The organism is Sphingomonas sp. CCH5-D11, assembly GCF_001557395.1.
In the GTDB taxonomy this organism is placed as follows: domain Bacteria; phylum Pseudomonadota; class Alphaproteobacteria; order Sphingomonadales; family Sphingomonadaceae; genus Sphingomonas.
Genome location: NZ_LSKH01000022.1, coordinates 1 through 21,209 on the forward strand (window position 1 = coordinate 1; position 21,209 = coordinate 21,209).

The 21,209-nt window shown below is 66.2% G+C and carries 18 protein-coding genes; 10 read left to right on the forward strand and 8 right to left on the reverse strand.

The genetic code is table 11. The annotated features are described in order from the left end of the window. Positions 1–691: heparinase II/III family protein (locus AX702_RS01280; protein ID WP_197420458.1), on the forward strand; the 691-nt coding region annotated here is incomplete at its 5' end. A gap of 140 nt (positions 692–831) precedes the next feature. Next, on the forward strand, positions 832–2,403 hold the full coding sequence (gene purH, locus AX702_RS01285; protein ID WP_066775367.1) for a bifunctional phosphoribosylaminoimidazolecarboxamide formyltransferase/IMP cyclohydrolase: 1,572 nt from the start codon (positions 832–834) through the stop codon (positions 2,401–2,403). A 138-nt stretch (positions 2,404–2,541) separates the two neighbouring features. Here purH and AX702_RS21455 read toward each other — a convergent pair whose 3' ends face one another. The 5 genes from AX702_RS21455 to AX702_RS01310 form a co-directional block, all read right to left on the reverse strand. Then, positions 2,542–3,237 carry an energy transducer TonB gene (locus AX702_RS21455; RefSeq protein WP_082745911.1) on the reverse strand — a complete coding sequence of 232 codons (696 nt, stop codon included), beginning with the start codon at positions 3,235–3,237 and terminating at the stop codon, positions 2,542–2,544. An 88-nt stretch (positions 3,238–3,325) separates the two neighbouring features. After that, positions 3,326–4,414, reverse strand: coding sequence for an MBL fold metallo-hydrolase (locus AX702_RS01295; RefSeq protein ID WP_066775373.1), 1,089 nt, complete (start codon positions 4,412–4,414; stop codon positions 3,326–3,328). 27 nt (positions 4,415–4,441) lie between these two features. Continuing rightward, positions 4,442–4,846 carry a hypothetical protein gene (locus AX702_RS01300; RefSeq protein WP_066775375.1) on the reverse strand — a complete coding sequence of 135 codons (405 nt, stop codon included), beginning with the start codon at positions 4,844–4,846 and terminating at the stop codon, positions 4,442–4,444. A gap of 71 nt (positions 4,847–4,917) precedes the next feature. Continuing rightward, entirely contained in the window at positions 4,918–5,595 is a 678-nt protein-coding gene (locus tag AX702_RS01305; RefSeq protein WP_066775378.1) for a DUF1013 domain-containing protein, read from the reverse strand. Positions 5,596–5,711: 116 nt separating this feature from the next. After that, positions 5,712–6,368 (reverse strand): LysR family substrate-binding domain-containing protein, encoded by a 657-nt coding sequence (locus tag AX702_RS01310; RefSeq protein WP_066775381.1) that lies wholly within the window; start codon positions 6,366–6,368, stop codon positions 5,712–5,714. A 182-nt stretch (positions 6,369–6,550) separates the two neighbouring features. Between AX702_RS01310 and AX702_RS01315 the strand changes: the two genes are divergently transcribed. Then, positions 6,551–11,152, forward strand: coding sequence for a GAF domain-containing protein (locus AX702_RS01315; protein ID WP_066775384.1), 4,602 nt, complete (start codon positions 6,551–6,553; stop codon positions 11,150–11,152). Then, on the forward strand, positions 11,149–11,910 hold the full coding sequence (locus tag AX702_RS22330) for a LytR/AlgR family response regulator transcription factor (RefSeq protein WP_066775386.1): 762 nt from the start codon (positions 11,149–11,151) through the stop codon (positions 11,908–11,910). Before AX702_RS01315 ends, AX702_RS22330 begins: the two co-directional genes overlap by 4 nt. Here AX702_RS22330 and AX702_RS23175 read toward each other — a convergent pair whose 3' ends face one another. The 3 genes from AX702_RS23175 to pabB form a co-directional block, all read right to left on the reverse strand. Continuing rightward, positions 11,911–12,042, reverse strand: coding sequence for a hypothetical protein (locus tag AX702_RS23175; RefSeq protein ID WP_269450365.1), 132 nt, complete (start codon positions 12,040–12,042; stop codon positions 11,911–11,913). A 231-nt stretch (positions 12,043–12,273) separates the two neighbouring features. Next, on the reverse strand, positions 12,274–13,473 hold the full coding sequence (locus tag AX702_RS01325; protein ID WP_066775392.1) for a pyridoxal phosphate-dependent aminotransferase: 1,200 nt from the start codon (positions 13,471–13,473) through the stop codon (positions 12,274–12,276). Positions 13,474–13,505: 32 nt separating this feature from the next. Continuing rightward, the gene (pabB, locus tag AX702_RS01330; RefSeq protein WP_231731683.1) at positions 13,506–15,284 is read right to left on the reverse strand and encodes an aminodeoxychorismate synthase component I; all 1,779 of its coding nucleotides are present in this window, start codon (positions 15,282–15,284) and stop codon (positions 13,506–13,508) included. A 182-nt stretch (positions 15,285–15,466) separates the two neighbouring features. On the opposite strand from pabB, the gene AX702_RS01335 reads away from it, so the two are divergent. From AX702_RS01335 to grxD, 6 genes are all read left to right on the forward strand, one after another. Next, a complete protein-coding gene (locus AX702_RS01335; protein ID WP_066775411.1) occupies positions 15,467–16,102 on the forward strand; it encodes an MBL fold metallo-hydrolase in 636 nt (211 codons plus the stop codon). A gap of 77 nt (positions 16,103–16,179) precedes the next feature. After that, complete coding sequence (gene thiL / locus AX702_RS01340; RefSeq protein ID WP_066775398.1) at positions 16,180–17,070, forward strand: thiamine-phosphate kinase; 891 nt, start codon at positions 16,180–16,182, stop codon at positions 17,068–17,070. A gap of 221 nt (positions 17,071–17,291) precedes the next feature. After that, on the forward strand, positions 17,292–19,484 hold the full coding sequence (locus AX702_RS01345) for a sodium-translocating pyrophosphatase (RefSeq protein ID WP_066775401.1): 2,193 nt from the start codon (positions 17,292–17,294) through the stop codon (positions 19,482–19,484). 71 nt (positions 19,485–19,555) lie between these two features. Further along, positions 19,556–19,879: a DUF1476 domain-containing protein gene (locus tag AX702_RS01350; protein WP_066775403.1), complete on the forward strand. Its 324-nt coding sequence runs from the start codon at positions 19,556–19,558 to the stop codon at positions 19,877–19,879. 1 nt (position 19,880) lies between these two features. After that, positions 19,881–20,114: a BolA/IbaG family iron-sulfur metabolism protein gene (locus tag AX702_RS01355; protein WP_066775406.1), complete on the forward strand. Its 234-nt coding sequence runs from the start codon at positions 19,881–19,883 to the stop codon at positions 20,112–20,114. A gap of 31 nt (positions 20,115–20,145) precedes the next feature. After that, positions 20,146–20,472, forward strand: coding sequence for a Grx4 family monothiol glutaredoxin (gene grxD / locus AX702_RS01360; RefSeq protein WP_066775409.1), 327 nt, complete (start codon positions 20,146–20,148; stop codon positions 20,470–20,472). Positions 20,473–21,209: the final 737 nt, after the last annotated feature.

Here is a 21,209-nt window from a genome sequence, read left to right on the forward strand (position 1 = left end):
ACCAGCAGCACCGTGGTTCCCGCCGCCGATCGCGCGCGTCGTGGAAGGCGGCTGTGCCTCCACCCTGGCGTTCGAGTTTTCGGACGGACCCGCGCGGATCATCGTCAATTGCGGCGGCGCGCGCGCCGCGGTGGCGGCATTGCCGAAAAGCCTGGTGCAGGGGCTGCGGACGACCGCCGCCCATTCCACCCTGACGCTAGCCGACACCAACTCGACCGCAGTCCATCCGGACGGGACGCTGGGCCGCGGCGTCGCCGAGGTGGAAGTCACGCGGCAGGAATCGGAAAATGCAAGCCGGATCGAGGCAAGCCATGACGGCTATGTCCGTCGCCATGGCTTTGTTCATCGCCGGCAGCTGATCCTCACCGCGGACGGCAGGGAACTGCGCGGTGAGGATGTGCTGCTGCCCCAGGGGCGCCGCCGCCGGCCGGGGGCCGCAGCCTTCGCCATCCGCTTTCACCTGGGTCAGGGGGTGGAAGCCTCGCCCACGGCCGACGGGCTTGGCGCGGTGCTGCGCGTACCCGGCGGCCCGATGTGGCAGTTCCGCACGCGCGGCGACTCGCTGGCGATCGAGGAAAGCCTGTGGATCGACGGCGAGGGACGGCCGATCGCGACTCAGCAGCTGGTGATCGGCGGCGCGGCCGAGGCGGGCGGTGCGACGGTCGGCTGGGCATTGAAGCGCGCGCGCTGATTAAGGCTCCCCTCGCGGCGAGCGAGGGGGTAGGGGAGGCGCGAGCCCGTGCCATGCCCGGCCCCGCCGGCCGTGTGTCACGCAACCTCCACCCACCAGCCCTTCGTTGCCGCAACGCAAAAAAGGGCAGCAGGATTATCATGACCGCCATCACCATCCGCCGCGCCCTTCTTTCCGTTTCCGACAAGACGGGGATCGTCGACCTTGCCACCACGCTGGCCGCCAAGGGCGTGGAGCTCGTTTCCACCGGCGGCACGTCCAAGGCGCTGCGTGAAGCGGGGCTGGACGTGCGCGACGTATCCGACCTGACCGGCTTTCCGGAGATGATGGACGGGCGCGTGAAGACGCTGCACCCGATGGTGCACGGCGGGCTGCTGGCGGTGCGCGACGATGCCGCCCATGCCGCCGCGATGCAGGAACATGGCATCGGCGCGATCGACCTGGTCGTGGTGAACCTTTATCCCTTCGCGCAGACGGTGGCGAAGGGCGCCGACCGGCCAGAGGTGATCGAAAATATCGACATCGGGGGCCCGAGCATGGTGCGCTCGGCCGCGAAGAACCATGCCTATGTCGCGATCGTCACCGACCCTGCCGACTATTCCATCGTCGCGCGCGGCGAGACAACGCTGGACGAGCGCAAGCGGCTGGCCGCCAAGGCCTTTGCCGCGACGGCGACCTATGACGGCATGATCGCGAGCTGGTTCGGCCTTTCCGACCAGAACGAGCAGTTTCCGGCGACCCTGCCCTTCACGCTCGAGACGCCGACAGTGCTTCGTTACGGCGAAAACCCGCATCAGCAGGCGGCCTTTTACCGCCACGCCGGCCCGTCGACCCCCGGCATCGGCCAGGCGCGGCAGGTGCAGGGCAAGGAACTGAGCTACAACAATCTGAACGATGCCGACGCGGCGCTGGAACTGGTGAGCGAATTTCGCGATGCCGAGCCGACCTGCGTGATCGTGAAGCACGCCAATCCGTGCGGCGTCGCGACCGGCGCCACGCTGGCCGAAGCGTATGAGGCGGCGTTCGCCTGCGACACGGTGTCGGCGTTCGGCGGCATCATCGCACTCAACCGCACGCTCGACGCCGCGACGGCCAAGGCCATCACCGGCATCTTCACCGAAGTGGTCGTCGCGCCCGATGCCGACGAGGACGCGATCGCGCTGTTCGCGGCGAAGAAGAATTTGCGCCTGCTGCTGACCGGCGCGCTGCCGAACCCGGCGCGTGGCGGGCTGACGGCAAAGACGATTGCGGGTGGCTGGCTGGTGCAGTCGCGCGACAATGGCGTGCTCACCAACGACATGCTGAAGGTGGTGACCAAGCGCCAGCCGACGCCGCAGGAACTGGCGGACTGCCGCTTTGCCTGGACGGTGGCGAAGCACGTGAAGTCGAACGCGATCGTTTACGCCAAGGACGGCAGCACGGCGGGCGTGGGCGCGGGGCAGATGAACCGGCTGGAGTCGGCGCGCATCGCGGCGTGGAAGGCGAAGGATGCGGCTGACAAGGCGGGCTGGGGCACGCCGCGCACGATCGGCTCAGCGGTGGCGTCGGATGCGTTCTTCCCGTTTGCGGATGGGCTGCTGGCGGCGGTGGAAGCCGGGGCGACGGCGGTGATCCAGCCGGGCGGCTCGATCCGCGATGCCGAGGTGATTGCGGCGGCCGACGAGGCCGGCCTCGCCATGGTGTTCACGGGGATGCGCCAATTCCGGCATTGAGGGCGAGCCGGCTGGATTTCGAAGTCGTCCCGACGGGGGTCGGGGCGGCTTCGCGATAAAGCGGGAGAGAGGTGCATCGGGTACGCGCGCCTTCCCTTCCACGTCCGACCTTCCAAGGGGAGGCTCGAGGAACCGCAATCAGACGGAGCCCTCGCTCTTCTCCGCCTTTTCGACGATCAGCAGAAACTTGGAGATGCGCAGGCCGCGGATCGGCGTGCCGTCGGCCCCGCGCAGGCTTCGAGGCGCGATTACCTGAGCGGCAATCTTACAAGCTTGAGCCTGCTGGATAAGATCGTCTTTGGAGCTTTGCAGCGCGCAGCTTTCGATCACATTGTTGGCCGAGATGATCTGGCGAATGGTAAACTCCGCTTTGTCCTTTCCTGAGGGCAGGCTTTTCACGGCGACCATTGCGTCGTAGTTCGCGTTCGTATCGGATTTGGTGCCCCAGTTGATATAGCTCTTATGCTCGCTGGCAATCGGAAGGCCAGCGGTGTCGCGCGCTGGTTCGAATTTCCCGTTACGTCGCATCAACACGCACGCTTGCTTGTCCAGAGACGCCACTCCGCTTGACGCGACGACATCGCAATCAGCTACTGAACCGTCCTCATTGACAGTTACAACGAAACCAACTGTTCCTTTTATTCCTTTTTGCGACGCCTCCGTCGGATAATCCGAATCCGTTACCCAATTTTCAGGTCGGATCGGCTTGGGGCCGGCACTGACGTCGGTTGAGGTCGATGGCTGTGCGATGACAGCCGGCGCGACTATCGCGAGAGAGAGACAGGCCAGCATTCCCCTCAGCGTCAGCGCGGCGCCACCTTCAATCTTGTTCATCCGCTTGAGCCTTGTTCGACAGTATCCAACGTCCGCCTCTCACAACGCTTGGTAGGAATCGATCCATGCTGACCAGCGGTCGGCAAGTTCAGCTCCGCCCGAACCACCAGACGCCATCGCGCTCCTCGCGCACGGCGCGGCCTCCGAGCTCCAGCCGACGCAGGTGCGCCAGCGCTTCGCCCGTCGCCATGCCGATGACGTCGAGGCCGATCGGGCGGCGGAAGAGGACCTTGAAGCAATCGACGGCGCGGACGGGGCCGGCGGCCATCAGGTCGACAATCGCGTCGAGGCGGTCGAGGTGTTCGTCGCGCAGCGCGTCGAGGCGGGTGTGGAGGCCGTAGAAGGGGTCGCCGTGGCCGGGCAGGACGAGCAGGTCGTCGGGCAATTGCTTGAACCGCTCGATCGAGCGCAGCCAGTCGCCCAGCGGATCCTCGTTCGTCTGGCTGACGTGCATGGAGACGTTGGAGCTGATCTTGGGCAGCACCTGATCGCCGGCGACCAGCACGCGGCGGTCGTAGTCCACGAGGCAGGCATGTTCCGGGCTATGGCCGCTGCCGGTGACGACATGCCATTCGCTGCCGCCGATGCGCATCACCTCGCCATCCTGGATGCGGGTGTAGCAGACGGGCATGCGCGAGATCGACTTGCCGAAGCTGGACCAGCCGCGCGCCTTGCCATGCGCCACCTGCTCCTCATTCCATCCGGCGCCTTGCCAGAAGGCGACCTGTTCCTCGGGCACCTCGGGCTGGGCATCGGCGGAGAGCATGCGGACCATCAGCCATTCGGTGCGCGTCATGACGATCGCGGCGTCATCGAACTTGCGCGAGAGCCAGCCGGCGAGCCCGACATGGTCCGGGTGCATATGGGTGCACAGGATGCGGCCGATGCGGTTGCCGGCGAGTGGACCGTCGAGGATCGTGCGCCATGCCTCCGTGCAGCGTGGGCTCGCGGTGCCGGTGTCGATCGCCAGGAGATCGGGCCCGTCGTCCAGGATCAGGCCGTTGACGTGTTTCAGTGGCCCGGACATCGGCACGCGCCACCAGCGGATGCCGTCCATCAGGCTGAGCAGCTCGCCCGGCTGCGGCCCGCGATCGCCGAAGGGGAAGGTGAGACCGGCGGAGCTGGTGGGTGTCAGCCCCTCATCCCCGATCAGCGTGCGTAGATATGCCGTCGCCATGCCGTGACGGTATCAGCATAACATTCGTTACGTCGAGAGCTTAGTTGCGGGCGGGCGCAGCCGAAGCGCGATCCCGGCGGCGAGAAGCGGGAAAAGCACGCCAGCTGCCTGCATCCACAAGGGATGCGGAATCATGGTGTAGGACCAGATCGCGCCGGCAATCACCACCGCAGCGACGATCCAGGCCGCCGCCGTCCAACGCGCGACGGTGATGCCGGCCAGCGCCCCGGCCAGCGATCCCAGGAACCACGCCAGCGTGACCCAGATCTTCGCCGGCAAGGGGATCAGCGAGACGATCCGGGCGACCTGCGCGGGATCGCGCATGTCGGTGCCCGGTGGGGGCGGGAAGATCAGGTGGCCGATCATCTCGACAATGGTGATGGTGGCCATCGCCACCGCCACCCCGACGATCACCCCTAACACCTTGCGCATGCCCGCCTCTTCCCTGAATTCAGGTCCGAAGCGAGACTATCATGCGGCGCGGCGCACCACCAGCGTCAGCGTCAGCGGCGGAACGGATCGTCGAACAACGGACGGTCCTCGCCACCCTCATGCCCGGCAAGCTCCGCACCGCGTGCCGCCTGTTCGCGCTCGGCACGAAGCTGCTCGATCAGCGCGGCCCGATCGCCATCAAGGCGCGTATCGGTCGGCTGCGGCTCGGTGCCCGCGGTCTTGGCGGCCTTGGATACGGCGGCGTCAAGCTCGCGCTGCGTGGTCAGGCCGAGCGTCACCGGATCCTTGGGCGTGATGTTGCCGATGTTCCAATGCGTCCGGTCGCGGATCGCGGCGATCGTCGTGCGGGTGGTGCCGATCAGGTTGGAGATGGCGCCGTCGCTGATTTCCGGATGATTGCGGATGATCCAGGCGATGCCGTCCGGCTTGTCCTGGCGCTTGGACACCGGCGTGTAGCGCGGGCCCTTCGTGCGGCGGACCTGCTCAGGACCCTTGGTCATCTTCAGGCTGTAGTTGGAATCGGCCTGACCCTTGTCGATTTCGGCCTGCGTCAGCTCGTGCGCGCGCACCGGATCGCGGCCGGTGAGCTTGGTCGCCGCCGTATCGTCGGCAATGGCCTGTACCTCAAGGACATGAAGGCCGCAGAATTCAGCGATCTGCTCAAAGGTGAGCGAGGTATTGTCGACCAGCCAGGAAGCGGTCGCGTGGGGCATGAGCGGCTGGGCCATGCGGAGATGCCTTTCGGTATAAACAAATAGGGCCGCCCCTTACCGGAGCGGCCGCTTAACCTGTTGTGACTTAATGTGCCCGGGCGGCTAGGGCAAGCACTGTCCGCCCGGCAGCGTCAGCTTGGCCGTTCGCGGCTGGCGGTGAGCAGGTCGATAAGGTTGTCCAGCACCGGGATATTGTCATCGGCGTGCCAGTGCGCGCGAAGCCGAAAGTCGGCGCGCGCATCGACAAGCGGCCGGACCACAAGCGACGCCATGCTGGCATCGACCTGGCTCTGGCAGAACAAAGCGACCCCTTCGCCCGCCGCCACCCGCTCCAGCAGCCGATCGTTGCGCGGATCCGCGATGATGCGGGCCGGCGGGGTGCAGGCGAACAGGCGTTCGACCAGAAAACGGTGAAGCTGCGCCCGGTTGCGATCGCGGGAGATCAGAAGCACCTGCTCGCGCAGCAGGCCGGCATGGATGGCGGGGGCGGCGGCGAGCGGATGATCCGGGCTCATCGCGACCACCGCATGGTCGATCCAAAGATTGGTGTGCGCCAGCCCCGCCACCGGATCGCACGGACCGATCGCAACGGCGATCCGCCGCGAGCCGGCAGCCGGCAGAAGCTCCCCCAGGCTCATGTCATGAACGCCGACCGCCACCTCCGGATGAGCGGATGTGAACGCCACCAGCGGCTCGGCCAGCCGATCCCGGCAGAGCGAGGCGAAGCACCCGATCGCCAGCGTGTTGGAGGTATGATCGTGAGCCAGCGAAGAGAACAGAGGGTGCATCGCTGCAAATACTGCCTGAAGGCAGCAGCTTACATGTGCCCGCTGCGACGAGTGCGACGAAATCTCGACCAAAGCGCCAATGGGGGCGCCGGACCGGCTGCGCCCCTATGCGCATTTCGACAAAGTGGTGCTAGGTTGCTGAAAAGCAAAAGGGCGGCGGGGTTCAGGAAAGGGCGGGATGCATGCGGCATGAAATCTTCTTCCGCCATGTTGCCGACGCGATCCGCGATGAAACCGATCCGGCGGCAATACTAGCCACCGTTTCGGACATGCTGCGCCGCCACCTTGGCGTCGCCCGCGTCATCTATAGCGAAAGCGAGCCGGGCCCCGATGGTCCTTTGTTCGACGTTCGGCGGGATCAGGCGGATGGCCTGCCCGATGCCACCGGCCGGCATCTGTTTCCGCCCGCGTTCGATGCGCTGTTCGCCCGCTTCGCCGCCGGGGAGACGGTGGTGAGCGACGATTTCGCGGTGATCACCGGACCGATCACGGTCGGATTTCGCGATTACATGGCCGGAATTGGCGTGAATTCCGGACTGGCCGTGCCGCTGGTGAAGGGCGGGCAGCTGCAAGGTGTGCTGACGGTGCAGCACGATGCGCCGCGACGCTGGATGCGGGACGAGATCGCGCTGGTGGAGGCACTGGCGGAGCGTACCTGGGCCACGCTGACCCGCGCCCGCGCCGAGGAAAAGCTGCGCACGCGCGAGCGCGACCAGCAATTCCTGCTGCGCTGGACCGATCGGGTGCGAACGGCCGAGGAGCCGGCGGCGATCATGAACATGACGCTGGCAATGCTGGGCGAGCATCTGCGGGCCACCCGCACCTCCTGCGCCACGATCGAGATCGATCCGGACAAGGCGGACATGGCCGATGCCGGAAGCTATGTCATTGTCGCCGAATGGGCGGCCCGAACGCCGGCCGGCGTGGGGCGCACGTTTCCGGCAAGCAACATCCCTGATGTGGTGCGACGCGCCTATCTAGCCGGCGAGATGCTGGTCAGTGCGGATCTGGCGCATGACGAACGGTTCAGCGCCGACGCCCGGCGGCGCTATGCCGAGAATCACATCGGTGCCCGGATCGGCGTGCCGCTGACGCGGGGCGGGGTGGTGCAGGCGATCCTGACGATCGAGCAGGACCGGGAGCGGCATTGGCGCCGCGCGGAAGTGGCGCTGATCGGCGAAGTGGCGGATCGGATGTGGGGGCTGCTGGAACGCGCGCGCACCGAGCAGGCGCTGAAAGCGCGGGAGCGGGACCAGGCCTTTCTGGTGGAATGGTCGGACGCGCTCAGGTCGCTCACCGCTCCCGAAGACATCATGCCGGTGACGATGGAGCGGCTTGGCCGCCATCTCAGCGCCACCCGCGTCACTTATGCCGAGGCGGACGATATCAAGCGGGTGTTCGAGACCTGCTGGGACTGGTGCGACGGCTGCCCTAGCCTGATCGGCACGCGGGTGTCGCTCGACACGATCGGAGAGCAGGCGCAGCGCGAATGGCTGGCGGGCGAAATCGTCCGTTATGATGATGTCACCTCCGACCCGCGCACGGACGCGGGCGACCTGGCCGTCTATGCCACAAGGCAGATCGGCGCGTTCGTCAGCATTCCCCTGATCCGCGATGGCAGGGTGGCCGCGATCCTTTCCGTTCAGTCGCGCGCACCGCGGCACTGGCGCGACCGCGAAATTGCGCTGATCCGCGACATGGGGGATCGCACCTGGAACGCGCTGGAACGCGCCCGGACCCAGGCCGAGCTTGCCAAGCGCGAACGCGACCAGGCCTTTGTGATCGCATGGAGCGACCGGCTGCGCGCCGAAACGTCGGTCGAGGTGATCGTGTCCACCACGCTTGCCGCGCTGGCGACCCACCTTGGCACGGCGCGTGCCAATTTCGCCGAGCCGGTCGCGGGAAGCAGCTTCACCGTTCTTCACGAATGGCGCGACGTGACCGGGAGCACCAGCACGGTGGCGCGCCCTGCCGTCAGCGATGCGGTGGAGACAGCGTATCTGGCGGGAGAGCCGGTGGTGGCCAGGGATGTGGATGCCGACGCCCGCTTCGACATTGACGCGCGTGAACGATATCGCGCGGTGGACGCCGTCACTTTCGCCGCGGTGCCGATGGTGCGCGGCGGAGCGACGCGAGGGCTGCTATCCGTACAGGATCGGCAGCCGAGGGACTGGTCCGACCGCGAAGTGCAGCTGCTGCGCGAAGTGGCGGACCGGCTATGGACCATGCTGGAACGCGCGCGGGCGGAAGCTTCGCTGCTTCATCGCGAGCGCAATCAGGCGTTTCTGGTGGAATGGAGCGACCAGCTACGCCAGCTGACGACCGCCGATCAGGTGATGGCCGTCACGCTGGAGCGACTGACCGATTATCTCGGCGCGACGCGGACGACCTATTCGGTGGCGTCGGGCGCGGATCGCGAATTCGTCGTGGTGGCGAACTGGTGCGTCGGAGTGAACAGCGTCGTCGGCAGGCGCTTCTCCGTTGCCCAAGTGTCCGAGGCGGTGGCTGCGGAATGGGAGGCGGGGCGCATCGTCCGGTACGATGACGTGGTCGGCGACCCGCGCGTTCTGCCGGGCCGCGAAGCCTATTATGATGAAATCGAGGTGCGCGCCTTTGTCACCGTGCCGCTGGTGGTGGAAGGCGAGATGCGCGCCTCTTTATCCGTTCAGTCAGTGCAGCCGCGGCGGTGGCGCGACGCAGAGATCCAGCTGATCCGCGACGTATCGGAACGATTGTGGATCGCGCTGGACCGCGCGCATGCGTTGGCGGAGCTGCGGCAGCGCGAGCGCGACCAGGCATTCCTGATCGGATGGAGCGACCTGGTACGCGACGAGGGGCGTGCATCGGCGATCCTCTCGACGACGCTGGAGCGGGTGGGCCGATATCTGAATGCATTCCGAGCCAATTACACCGAGAGCGACGAGGCCGGCAGCGCGCTGCACGTGATCCGGGAGTGGACGCAGCAGGGCGTCCCGGCGCTTCTGGGCACGCATTTCCCGCTGTCGGTGCTGGGCGATCGCCTGATGCAAAGCCACCTATCCGGTTCGCCGGTGGTGGTGAGCGACGTCGCCAGTGACGACCGGTTCGACGATCGCAGCCGTCTCCTGTTTGAAAAGCTGGGGATCGGCGCGCTGATCAGCATGCCGCTGGTGCGTGGCGGCCGGGTCGCTGGTGCCCTGTCGTTGCAACAGGCGGAGGCACGCGAATGGCGGGCGAGCGAGATCCGGCTGCTGCGCGAGATCGGAGATCGCACCTGGGCCACGCTGGAGCGGGCCCGATCGGAGGAGCGGCTGAACGAAAGCGAGGCGCAGCTTTCGGCGTTCATGGAAAATGCGCCCGTGGCCATGCACCTGAAGGACGGGGAAGGGCGCTATATTCGCGTGAACCCGGAACTGGCGCGCGCGTCCGGGCTGCCGGCGGAACAACTGATCGGCCTGACCGCGGCAGATGTCTTTACCCCCACTCTGGCGCGCGAAGTCAGCAGGCTGGAGCAGCGCGCGCGGGCTGGCGAGACGGCAAGTGCCGAACTGGAGACCGGCCTGTCCGAAGGCTATGCCTCCGTCCTTACCATCAGCTTTCCGGTGCCCGGTGTCAGCGGAACGGCGCGCACCGGCGGCTTCACCATCGACCTGACGCAGCGCAAGCGCGCGGAGGAGGCGCTCGCGCGCAGTCGGGAGGCGCTGTACCAGACCGAGAAGCTGACCGCGCTCGGCTCACTGCTCGCCGGGGTGAGCCATGAGCTCAACAATCCGCTGTCAATCGTCGTGGCGCAGGCGGTGATGATGGAGCGGCAGGCCAAGGGCACAGAACTGGCCGAGCGCGCCTTCAAGATCCGCAAGGCGGCGGACCGATGCGCCCGGATCGTGCAGACATTCCTAGCCATGGCCCGCGCCAAGGAGCCAGAGCGTCGGCCGGTGGACCTGAACCAGGTTGCGATGGCGGCACTCGACTTGGCGGAATATGGCCTGAAAACCGAGGGCGTCCGGGTGGAACGCGGGTTCGATGAGGCCCTGCCGCAGATCGCGGCGGATGCGGACCAGCTGCACCAGATCATCATCAACCTCTTGATCAATGCGCAACATGCCTTGGCCGATCAGGCCGGTGAAAGGGTGGTTCGGATCACGACGGCGCCCGGCCCCGAGCCGATGACGGTCGTTCTGGATGTGGCGGACAATGGCCCAGGCGTACCCGAAGCGATGCGCCGGCGGATCTTCGAGCCATTCTTCACGACCAAGACGCAGGGCGAGGGCACTGGCGTCGGGCTTTCCTTCTCCCAAGGGCTGGCAGAAGCGCATGGCGGGCGATTGTCGCTGCTATCCACCAGAAGCGGCGCGACGTTCCGGCTGACGCTGCCCGTCGATCCGCAGCAGACGCTGGGACGGGTGGAGCCCGAGATAACGCGATTGCCGACCGGATTGCCGCGGCGCGCGCTGGTCGTGGACGACGAGGCGGAGATTGCGGAATCGCTGGCGGACTTCCTGTCGCTGGAAGGCTTTACCTGTGAAGTCGCCATTGGCGGGCGCGCCGCGCAGGCCCGATTGGCGGCAGGCGATTTCGACCTGATCGTCAGCGACCTGCGGATGCCCGACATGGACGGGCCGGCGCTTTATGCCTTTGTACGCGAAACCCGGCCGGACCTTGCCACCCGCATGGCCTTTTCGACCGGCGACACGCTGGGCGTCTCGGCAGCGCGCTTCATCGCCGATGCGCAGCGGCCCGTGCTGGAGAAGCCGTTCGTTCCCGAGGCTGTCCGGCGCTTCCTGAACCAGATGGAGCTGGCATGACCGAAGCAATTCCGCACATCGTGCTGGTTGATGACGAAGAGGATCTGCGAGAGCCGACCGCCGCCTATCTTGCCGATCAGGGGCTGATGGTGTCCGAAGCGAGCGGCGGGCGAGCGCTTGACGTTATCCTGGCGGAGCAGCCCGTGGACCTTGTCGTACTGGACGTGACCATGCCGGAAGAGGACGGCTTTTCCATCGCGCGGCGGCTGCGGGCGACGGGGCAGCCGCTGGGCATCGTCATGCTGACGGCGCGGCGCGACGTGATCGACCGGGTGGTCGGGCTGGAACTGGGCGCCGACGATTATCTGATGAAGCCGTTTGAACCGCGCGAGCTGCTGGCGCGGATCCGTTCGGTGCTGCGGCGTGCGGGCGCGATGCCGACGCCGGCGCAGGACACGCAAACGGCGCCAGTGAGCGTGCCGGGCGGCGGATACCAGACGGAATTCTGGATCCCCACGGGGCGCGGGCAGGTTCGCGTGGCGGTGGAAGCGATCGAATGGATCGAGGCCGCAAAGGACTACGCGCTGCTCCACACGCCGGAGCGAAGCTACATGATCCGCGTGACGATGGGTGCGCTGGAGACGGCGCTGGACCCCGCGCAGCTGATGCGCGTCCACCGCTCCGCTTTTGTGCGGCCCGATGCCGTGCAGGCGATCAACCAGCTTGGCCGGCACACCACATTGGTGCTGAAATCAGGGGCGAGCGTGCGGGTCGGGCCGCAGCATGTGGGCGAGGTGCGACACCGCCTCAAGCGGTGATCAGCGCACCTGCGTGACCGGCGCGCCGGTGACCGGATCCGTCGCCGGAGTGAGGGTGAACAAGCCGATCGCGCCGAGCATGAACCCGCCGGCGAACTGCCACAGGAAGCTGGACTTGAAGAGGCGGGTCATAAGCGTACTCTGTATCTCTTTGCTGGTGGAGCGGACCTAGCCGCTCCGGCCTGAACCAGGGCTTGGCCGGTCGTTCATCGGTCGTTCGGCATGTAGGGCTGGCCGGAAGCCCATTGAATGACCAAGGCGGAAAGCAACCGTTTCCGCCAGGAAACCATTCATGTTCAGCGTTCCCGGTTCCGAACGTCTCGGCGCCCGGACCGGGTGATCGCATCCGACCGGCGCGGGCGGTCAGCGCAAGGCGCTACACGCCTGCTGAATGCGGATGCATGCCTCGCGCAGCACTTCGTCGCTGGTCGCATAGCTGATGCGCATGGCGGGCGAGAGGCCGAAGGCCACGCCCTGGACGGCGGCGACACGGGCATCTTCCAGCAGATAGCCGACGAAATCGCTGTCCGTCGCGATCGTCTGCCCCTTGGGGGTCGTCTTGCCGATCAGGCCGGACACTTCGGGATAAACGTAAAAGGCGCCTTCGGGCGTCGGGCAGGTGATGCCCTCCACCGCGTTCAACATGCTGACCACCAGATCGCGGCGCACCTTGAAGGCGGCGTTGCGTTCGGCGAGGAACGACTGGTCGCCGTTCAGCGCCGCGGTCGCTGCTGCCTGCGCGATCGAGCAGGGATTGCTGGTCGATTGCGACTGAAGCTTTGCCATCGCCTTGATCAGCCATTGCGCGCCACCGGCGAAACCGATGCGCCAGCCGGTCATGGCATAGGCCTTCGAGCAGCCGTTCACCGTCAGCGTCCGCTCGTAGAGCGAGGGGCACACCTGGGCGATCGTCGCGAACTGGAAATCGTCATACACGATATGCTCGTACATATCGTCGGCGAAGATCCACACGTGGGGATGACGTTCCAGCACCTCGCCAAGCGCCTTCAGCTCGGTGGCGGTATAAGCCGCGCCGGTCGGGTTGGAGGGCGAGTTCAGGATCAGCCACTTGGTGCGCGGGGTGATCGCCGCCTCCAGCATCGCCGGCGTCAGCTTGTAGCCATGTTCCGGGCCGGCCGCGACGACGACGGGCGTGCCGCCGGCGAATTGGACGACATCCGGATAGCTGACCCAGTAAGGCGCCGGCACGATCACCTCGTCGCCAGCCTCCACCGTGGCCACCAGCGCGTTGAACAAGGTGTGCTTGCCACCGACGTTTACGCTGATCTGCGCGGGCGAATAATCGAGGCCATTGTCACGCTTGAACTTCGCGACGATCGCGTCCTTCAGCTCGGGCGTGCCATCGACGTTGGTATATTTGGTCTGGCCGCGGCGGATCGCCTCGATCGCCGCTTCCTTAACGAAGTCGGGCGTGTCGAAGTCGGGTTCGCCGGCACCAAGGCCAATGACGTCAATGCCGGCGCGCTTCAGTTCCTGCACCTTGGTGGTGATCGCCAGCGTGGGCGAGGGGCTGATGCGGTCGAGCGCGGCAGAAGTCTTCATCGGGCGGTTCCTTTCGGCGCCGCGGGCTATAGCTATGCCGTTCCCGCTTTCGCAACCGCAACGAAGGCCGGAATGAGCCCGCGAAGCGCATTTCCGACCAGGAAGCCCCCTGCAAGGTCCTGAGGCGACAGATCCTGCTCCACCGCCCGGCCGGATTCGAGCAATTCCGCGCGGAGCACGCCGGGCAGCAGCCCGCGCGCAAGCGGCGGCGTGAGCAGCTTTCCGCCCCGCTCCACGAAAACGCTGGTGAAGCTCCCTTCCGTGATCATGCCGGCGGCGTCCACGAAGACGACCTCGTCGGTGCCGCTTTGGCGTCGTGCCTCATCATAGAAGGCCCGATTGCTGGTCTTGTGACGCAGCCGGAAGTCCGAGGACGCGACGGGCAATGGCACCAGTGACACGCGGAGCGGCTGCACCAGGGCAGGCGGCAGCGGCGCAATCTCGATCGAGATCCGGCCCATCCGGCTGGCGAGCAAACGGATCCGCGCAGGCTTGCGCAGGCGGAAGGTAGCCGCCTGCAATTCATTGCGCGCGTCATGCCGGTCGAAGATGAAGCCGAACGCCGCCGCACTCGCCTTCATGCGCGCAAGGTGCCGCTCTAAGAGCGCAATACCGGCCTCCGGATCGAAGTGCATGGTTTCGATCAGGTCAGGGTCCCGCTGTCCGTGGGTGAGGAAGGCGCCCTTTGCCAGCGCCTCATCCCATTCGCCGTCTGCCTGGCTGTCGGCCACGATCCCGCCGCCCAGGCCGATCACGGCCTGTTCGCCGCCACCCGAGAGATGCAAAGTGCGAATCGCCACGTTGAACTGCGCATCGCCGTCGGGCGCGATATGGCCGATCGCACCCGTATAGGGGCCGCGGGGCGCGCCTTCGACTTCGCCGATCACCTGCATGGCGCGTACCTTGGGCGCACCGGTGATCGAGCCGCAGGGGAACAGCGCGGACAGGACGTCGATCGCGTCAGCGCCGGGCGACAGCTCGGCCGTGACGGTGGAGGTCATCTGGTGGACCGTGGGATAGGGCTCCACCGCGAAAAGCTCCGGCACGCGGACGCTGCCGGGCACCGCGACGCGCGACAGATCGTTGCGCATCAGATCGACGATCATCAGATTCTCGGCGCGCTGCTTTTCGTCAGCAGCTAGGTCGCGGGCGACCTGAGCGTCGCGACGTGCGTCCTCGTCGCGGCGCGCGGTGCCCTTCATCGGCCGGCAGCGCAGCGCGCGTCCAGCGAGGCTGAAGAACAATTCGGGTGAAAAGGACAGCAACGTATCGGTGCCCGTGGCGACGATCGCACCCCAGCCGGCCTCGGCTCGTTCGCGCACCGCGGCATAGAGCGCGAGCGGATCGCCCAGCAGCCGCGCCGTGGCCCGCATGGTGAGATTGGCCTGGTAGATGTCGCCGGCCGCAATCAGCGAAAGCACCTGCTGCAGCATGCCATCATATTCGTCCCGCGATATCTGCGGGCGAACTTCGCCGATCCAGGCGCCGGCCGCTGGCGGGAGGAGTGCCGGCACGGACGGCACTGGCTCACAACGGTCGAACAGCCCGAACCAGAGCAGCGGCGTCGGGCAGTCGCCGTGCCGGCCGGCGCGCGGTTCGAAGGCGGAGCCCGCCTCATAGGAAAGGAACCCCGCCGCATGCTGCCCCGCCGCGACCCCGGCGCGGATCGACTCCAAGGCCGGCGAGACCTGATCCGGCGTCGTCGCCTGAACAATCCGCACAGGATCCCGGTACAGCCGCGCGGGCGCGCCGCCGGCACGGGCATCGTCGAGCAGCACGAATGGCGCAGCGAGCGGCATACAATCGGCCATGCCTTTCCCTCGGCTTGCGGGCAACCCCGCGCATCCGCCTTGCGGGCCGGGCGAATGGCGCGCTAGCACAGATGCGACGGTGAACAGCCGGGCGGGGCCGGTGCAACAACAGCGCCGCGACCCGATCTGAACAAAGGAACAAGTCAGTGACCGATGCCGCGACCGAACCCGCCCTGCGCGCGATGATCGTGCCGGTCACGCCGATCGAGCAGAATTGCACGATCATCTGGTGCACGAAAACAAAGAAGGGCGCCGTGATCGATCCGGGCGGCGATCTGCCGAAGATCAAGGCCGCAATCGCGCAGGCGGGCATCACCGTGGAAAAGATCCTGCTGACCCACGGCCATATCGATCATGCGGGTGAGGCGAAGCCGCTGGCCGACGATCTGGGGGTCAAGATCGAAGGACCGCAGGAGGAAGATCGCTTCTGGCTGGCGCGGCTGGGCGACGATGGTCGCAACTGGGGCATCCGGGGCGTGCCGTTCGAGCCCGACCGGTGGCTGGTCGACGGCGACACCGTAACGGTCGGCGAGCTGACGCTGGACGTTTATCACACCCCCGGCCACACGGCGGGCCATGTGATCTTTCACCACGCCCCGTCCAAGTTCGCGCAGGTTGGCGATGTGCTGTTCCAGGGATCAGTGGGGCGGACCGACCTTCCGCAGGGCAATCACCAGACGCTGATCAATTCCATCGTCACCAAATTGTGGCCGCTGGGCAACGAGACGGCGTTCATCCCCGGTCATGGCAAGCCTTCCACCTTTGCGCATGAGCGGCAGTGGAACATGTTCGTCAGCGACGAGGCGCTGGAGGCCTGAAGGCGCGGCGTGTTGTCGCAGGGCGCCGAGGGGCAGACGGGATCAACGTCGCCGGTCGGCATAGGGGAGCCAGTCGTTTGACCGAAGCCGAGTTCATCGCGGCGCTGCGCCGCCTGCCGCTGCACAAGGGCGCGCTTGGCCTTGGCGACGATGCCGCGCGGCTCGGCAACCTTGTCGTCACCACGGATACGCTGGTGGAAGGTATCCACTTCCTGTCCGATGATCCGGCCGGCGACGTCGCCTGGAAGCTGGTGGTCGTCAGCCTATCCGACCTGGCGGCCAAGGGGGCGGTGCCCGAGGGGGTGATGCTCAACTACCCGCTGTCCGAAACGGCGTGGGACCGGGCCTTTCTGGCTGGGCTTGATACCTGCCTTGCCGTGTTCGATTGCCCGCTGATCGGCGGGGATACCGTGTCCATGCCAAATGGCGCGCCGCGCGTCCTGACGGTGACGGCATTCGGGCGCGATGCCGCAGCACCTTCGCGCAGCGGCGCCAAGGCGGGTGATCGCCTGTGGGTGACGGGAACGATCGGCGATGGCGGCGCGGGCCTTGCCGTCGCCCGGGCGGGCAGCGGGCCCGAGGCACTGCTCGCCGCTTATCGTCGCCCCCGTCCGCGTCTCGCCGAGGGTCGCGCCCTTGCGCCGATTGCCCATGCGATGATGGACGTGTCGGACGGTTTGCTGATCGACAGCTGGCGAATGGCGGCCGCGAGTGGGCTTGCCGTATCGATCGCGCTGGATGCCGTGCCGCTGTCCGCCGCGTATCGCGCGTATGCGGGGGACGATCCGATGCCGGCGGTGACAGCGGGTGACGATTACCAGCTGCTCTGTGCCCTGCCGCCCGACCAGCGGCCCACCGGACACGCCACGTGCATCGGCACGTTCGCGCCCGGCGCGGGGCTCTCGCTGACGCGTGGCGGCGTGCCCGTTCCCCTGCCCGATCGGCTTGGCTTCGAGCATCGCGCCTGAGCAGAGCCGCGTTGGTTGCGCGGGCGCTGAACCCGGTGAACATCGCAGACTTGGTGCATCCAGCGGCAAGTGCACGACAAGTTGTCGTAGGAAAGCCGCGGCGCAATACTTGCGCTTTCCCCGGACGTGCGTAGGCTCCCGCTCCAGAACGATAATCATAGGAGACCGGCGGTTACCGCCCGAAGGCGGGGCCGACCGGCCACGTTAGGGGAAGGAACGCGATGACCACGGTCTATATCGCCATCCTCTGCGGCCTGTTGGCCGTGGTCTATGGCATCGTCACCAGCCAGCAAGTTCTACGAGCGTCACCCGGCAATGAGCGGATGCAGGACATCGCTTCCGCTATTCAGGAGGGTGCCAAAGCCTATTTGGGGCGGCAATATACCACCATCGCGATCGTCGGCGTGATCGTCGCAGTGATCCTGTTCGCGACACTGGGAACATTGTCGACCGCCGGTTTCCTGATCGGCGCGATCCTTTCCGGCGTGGCCGGCTATGTCGGCATGAACATTTCGGTACGCGCGAACGTGCGCACGGCCGAGGCGGCACGCGGCACCTTGCAGGGCGGCCTGACGATGGCCTTCCGGTCCGGCGCGGTGACGGGCATGCTGGTGGCGGGGCTGGGGCTGCTCGCGATTGCAGGGTTCTTCTGGTACCTGACCGGGCCGGCAGGCTATGCGCCCAATGCCCGCGAGATCATCGAGGCGCTGACGGCGCTGGCCTTCGGCGCGTCGCTGATCTCGATCTTCGCCCGGCTTGGCGGCGGCATCTTCACCAAGGCGGCGGACGTGGGCGCGGATCTCGTCGGCAAGGTTGAGGCCGGCATCCCGGAGGACGACCCCCGCAACCCGGCGGTGATCGCGGACAATGTGGGTGACAATGTCGGCGACTGTGCAGGCATGGCCGCCGATCTGTTCGAAACCTATGTCGTGACGCTGGGCGTGACGATGATCTCCATTGCGCTGCTGATCCAGGCGTCGGGCGCGGAGCTGATGAACCTGATGAGCCTGCCGCTGATCGTTGGCGGCGTGTGCATCGTCACCTCCATCATCGGCACGTACATGGTGCGGCTGGGATCCAACGGGTCGATCATGGGCGCGCTCTACAAGGGTTTCTGGACCTCGGCGCTGCTCGCTATCCCGGCGATCTATGTGGCCACGCAGATGACGCTGGGCGATCTCAATGCGCCAATCGGCGCGGCGGGCTTTCTCGACGCGCCGGCCGACGCCGTGACGAGCGGACTTGGCGATCTGGCCGCCACTGGTGTGACCGGCGCGCCGGCAGCCGACGCCTTTACGGGCATGGACCTGTTCTGGTGCATGCTGATCGGCCTGGCCGTGACCGGCCTTATCGTGTGGATCACCGAATATTATACCGGGACCAACTATCGCCCGGTGAAGTCGATCGCGCGGGCGAGCGAAACCGGCCATGGCACCAACGTGATCCAGGGGCTGGCGATCAGCCTGGAGGCGACCGCGCTGCCAACATTGGTCATCGTCGTCGCAGTGGTGGCGGCGTACAAGCTGGCGGGCATCATCGGCATCGCCTTTGCCGCCACGTCGATGCTGGCGCTTGCCGGCATGGTGGTCGCGCTGGACGCTTACGGACCCGTCACCGACAATGCCGGCGGCATCGCGGAGATGGCGGGGCTGGAGGATGAGGTCCGTCACAAGACGGATGCGCTGGACGCGGTGGGCAACACAACCAAGGCCGTGACCAAGGGCTATGCCATCGGATCCGCGGGGCTTGCCGCGCTGGTCCTGTTCGGCGCCTATACGACTGATCTGCAGACCTATTTCCCGAACATCCAGGTCGATTTCAGCCTGTCCAACCCTTATGTCATTGTCGGGCTGCTGCTTGGCGCCTTGCTGCCGTACCTCTTTGGCGCGTTCGGCATGACCGCCGTCGGGCGGGCTGCGGGCAGCGTCGTTGAGGAGGTTCGCGGCCAGTTTCGCGACAATCCCGGCATCATGGCGGGTACAAGCCGGCCCAATTACGGCCGCACGGTCGACCTGGTCACCCGCGCCGCGATCCGGGAGATGATCGTGCCCTCGCTGCTGCCGGTCCTGTCGCCGATCGTGCTGTATTTCGTGGTGACGGCCGTGGATGGCCAGGCATCGGGCTTCGCGGCGCTTGGCGCGATGCTGCTGGGCGTGATCGTTTCCGGCCTGTTCGTTGCCTTGTCCATGACGAGCGGGGGTGGCGCCTGGGATAATGCCAAGAAGTTCATCGAGGACGGCAATCACGGCGGCAAGGGATCGGAGGCGCACAAAGCGGCCGTTACCGGTGACACTGTCGGTGATCCTTACAAGGACACCGCCGGCCCGGCGGTGAACCCGATGATCAAGATCACCAACATCGTCGCGCTGCTGCTGCTCGCCGCGCTCGCCGGGGCAGGGTCAGGCGTCGGCTAGCCGCGGGCGCGATATTGCGTCAGGCTGCTGCGCTGCCTATCCCGTGATCAAACAGGAGCAATGCAGCAGCCATGACGACCTTTGACGATCGCGAGCGCGCCTTTGAAACCAAGTTCGCACGGGACGAGGAAATGGCGTTCCGCATCATCGCGCGGCGCAACCGCCTGCTCGGACAATGGGCCGCCGAGCTGATGAAGCTGACGCCGGAAGAGGCGGACGCTTATGCCAAGACGGTGGTTCACGCCGATCTGGAAGAAGCGGGCGACGCCGACGTGGTGCGCAAACTGGTCGGCGACCTGACCGCGGCGGGCGTGGACATGAGCGAGGCGGAAGTTCGCACCGCGCTGGACGAACAGACCGTCGAGGCGCGCCGCCAGTTGCTGGAAGCGCAATAACATGCCGATGGCGGCAGACGAGATCGCGGCATTGATCCGCGAAGGCATCCCCGATGCCGAGGTCGAGATCACCGACCTGGCGGGCGATGGGGACCATTATGCCGCGCGTGTGACCGCGGCTACCTTTGCGGGCATGCCGCGCGTGAAGCAGCATCAGGCGGTCTATGCCGCGCTGGGCGGCCGGATGGGCGGGGTGCTCCACGCCTTGCAGTTGACCACGGGCGTGCCGAAATAACGCCCAGGCTGCTTTCACGCGAGGACCGACAATGACCGAAGATACCAACGCCCGCATTGACGCGGTGGTGAAGAACAACCCCGTCGTTCTGTTCATGAAGGGCAGCCCGCTATTCCCGCAATGCGGCTTTTCGAGCCGGGCGGTGGCGATTCTCCAGCATCTGAATGCGGAGTTCGAGAGCGTCGACGTGCTGCAGGACCAGGGCATTCGCCAGGGCATCAAGGCCTATTCGGACTGGCCCACCATCCCGCAGCTCTACGTCAACGGCGAGTTCGTCGGCGGATCGGACATCATGATGGAAATGTATGAGAGCGGCGAACTGGCCGAGCTGCTGAAAGATACCGTCAAGGCTGCCTGAAGCCGGCGAAGATCGGGTGCGGGCGGGGTGTCGCGAGATCGAAGAAGCGACACACCCGCCCGACTGAAGCGCATCACTGCGCGATGTCTGTTGTTATGCAGCGCCTATGCCAGACGCGGAGAAGCGCGGATTTGCTCGCGTGTGGAGGTTAACGCACGGAGCAGTGACGGCGCCGCTGTAAAGCGGGCCGACACTTTGATGGCATGACAGGGATCAGCTCTCGTCCGGCCGGGATCCCTTTGCTTGCGCCTCGTACTTGGAATGTTTTCGTACGACCCTGATCAATCCGTTCTGAGCTTCGCCGGAAGGCGTGCTCAGGGCCCGTCTTTTGATGTGCTAAGTACGGACCGAGTTGGTGGACGAGGCGTCTGGATCGGCCTGCGTGATCTGAAGCACGTCCGCGGCGAAGGCGTGACCTATGCACATCCCACCTCGTCATGCCGGGCTTGTCCCCGCATTCAGGATGGCGAGGAGCCTCAAGCTATCGAGTTTGGGGAATTCTGGACCTCAGCACAGGGCGGGAGTGACGACGATTTCTGCGGCTTGATACGAGTTCGCCAAAGCCCGACTCTGTTGGGGAGAAAGTCGACTGGTGCGATCCGCGGGCGGCGTCGTCAGCGGATCACGGGGGTGGTCGTCTTGTAGCTTTTGGACCGCGTGTTGCGCGCACTTTCCGAAAACGCTCAATACCGGCGCTGATGTTGGATAAACCCACCCGACGGCGAAGCGCGTCGAGG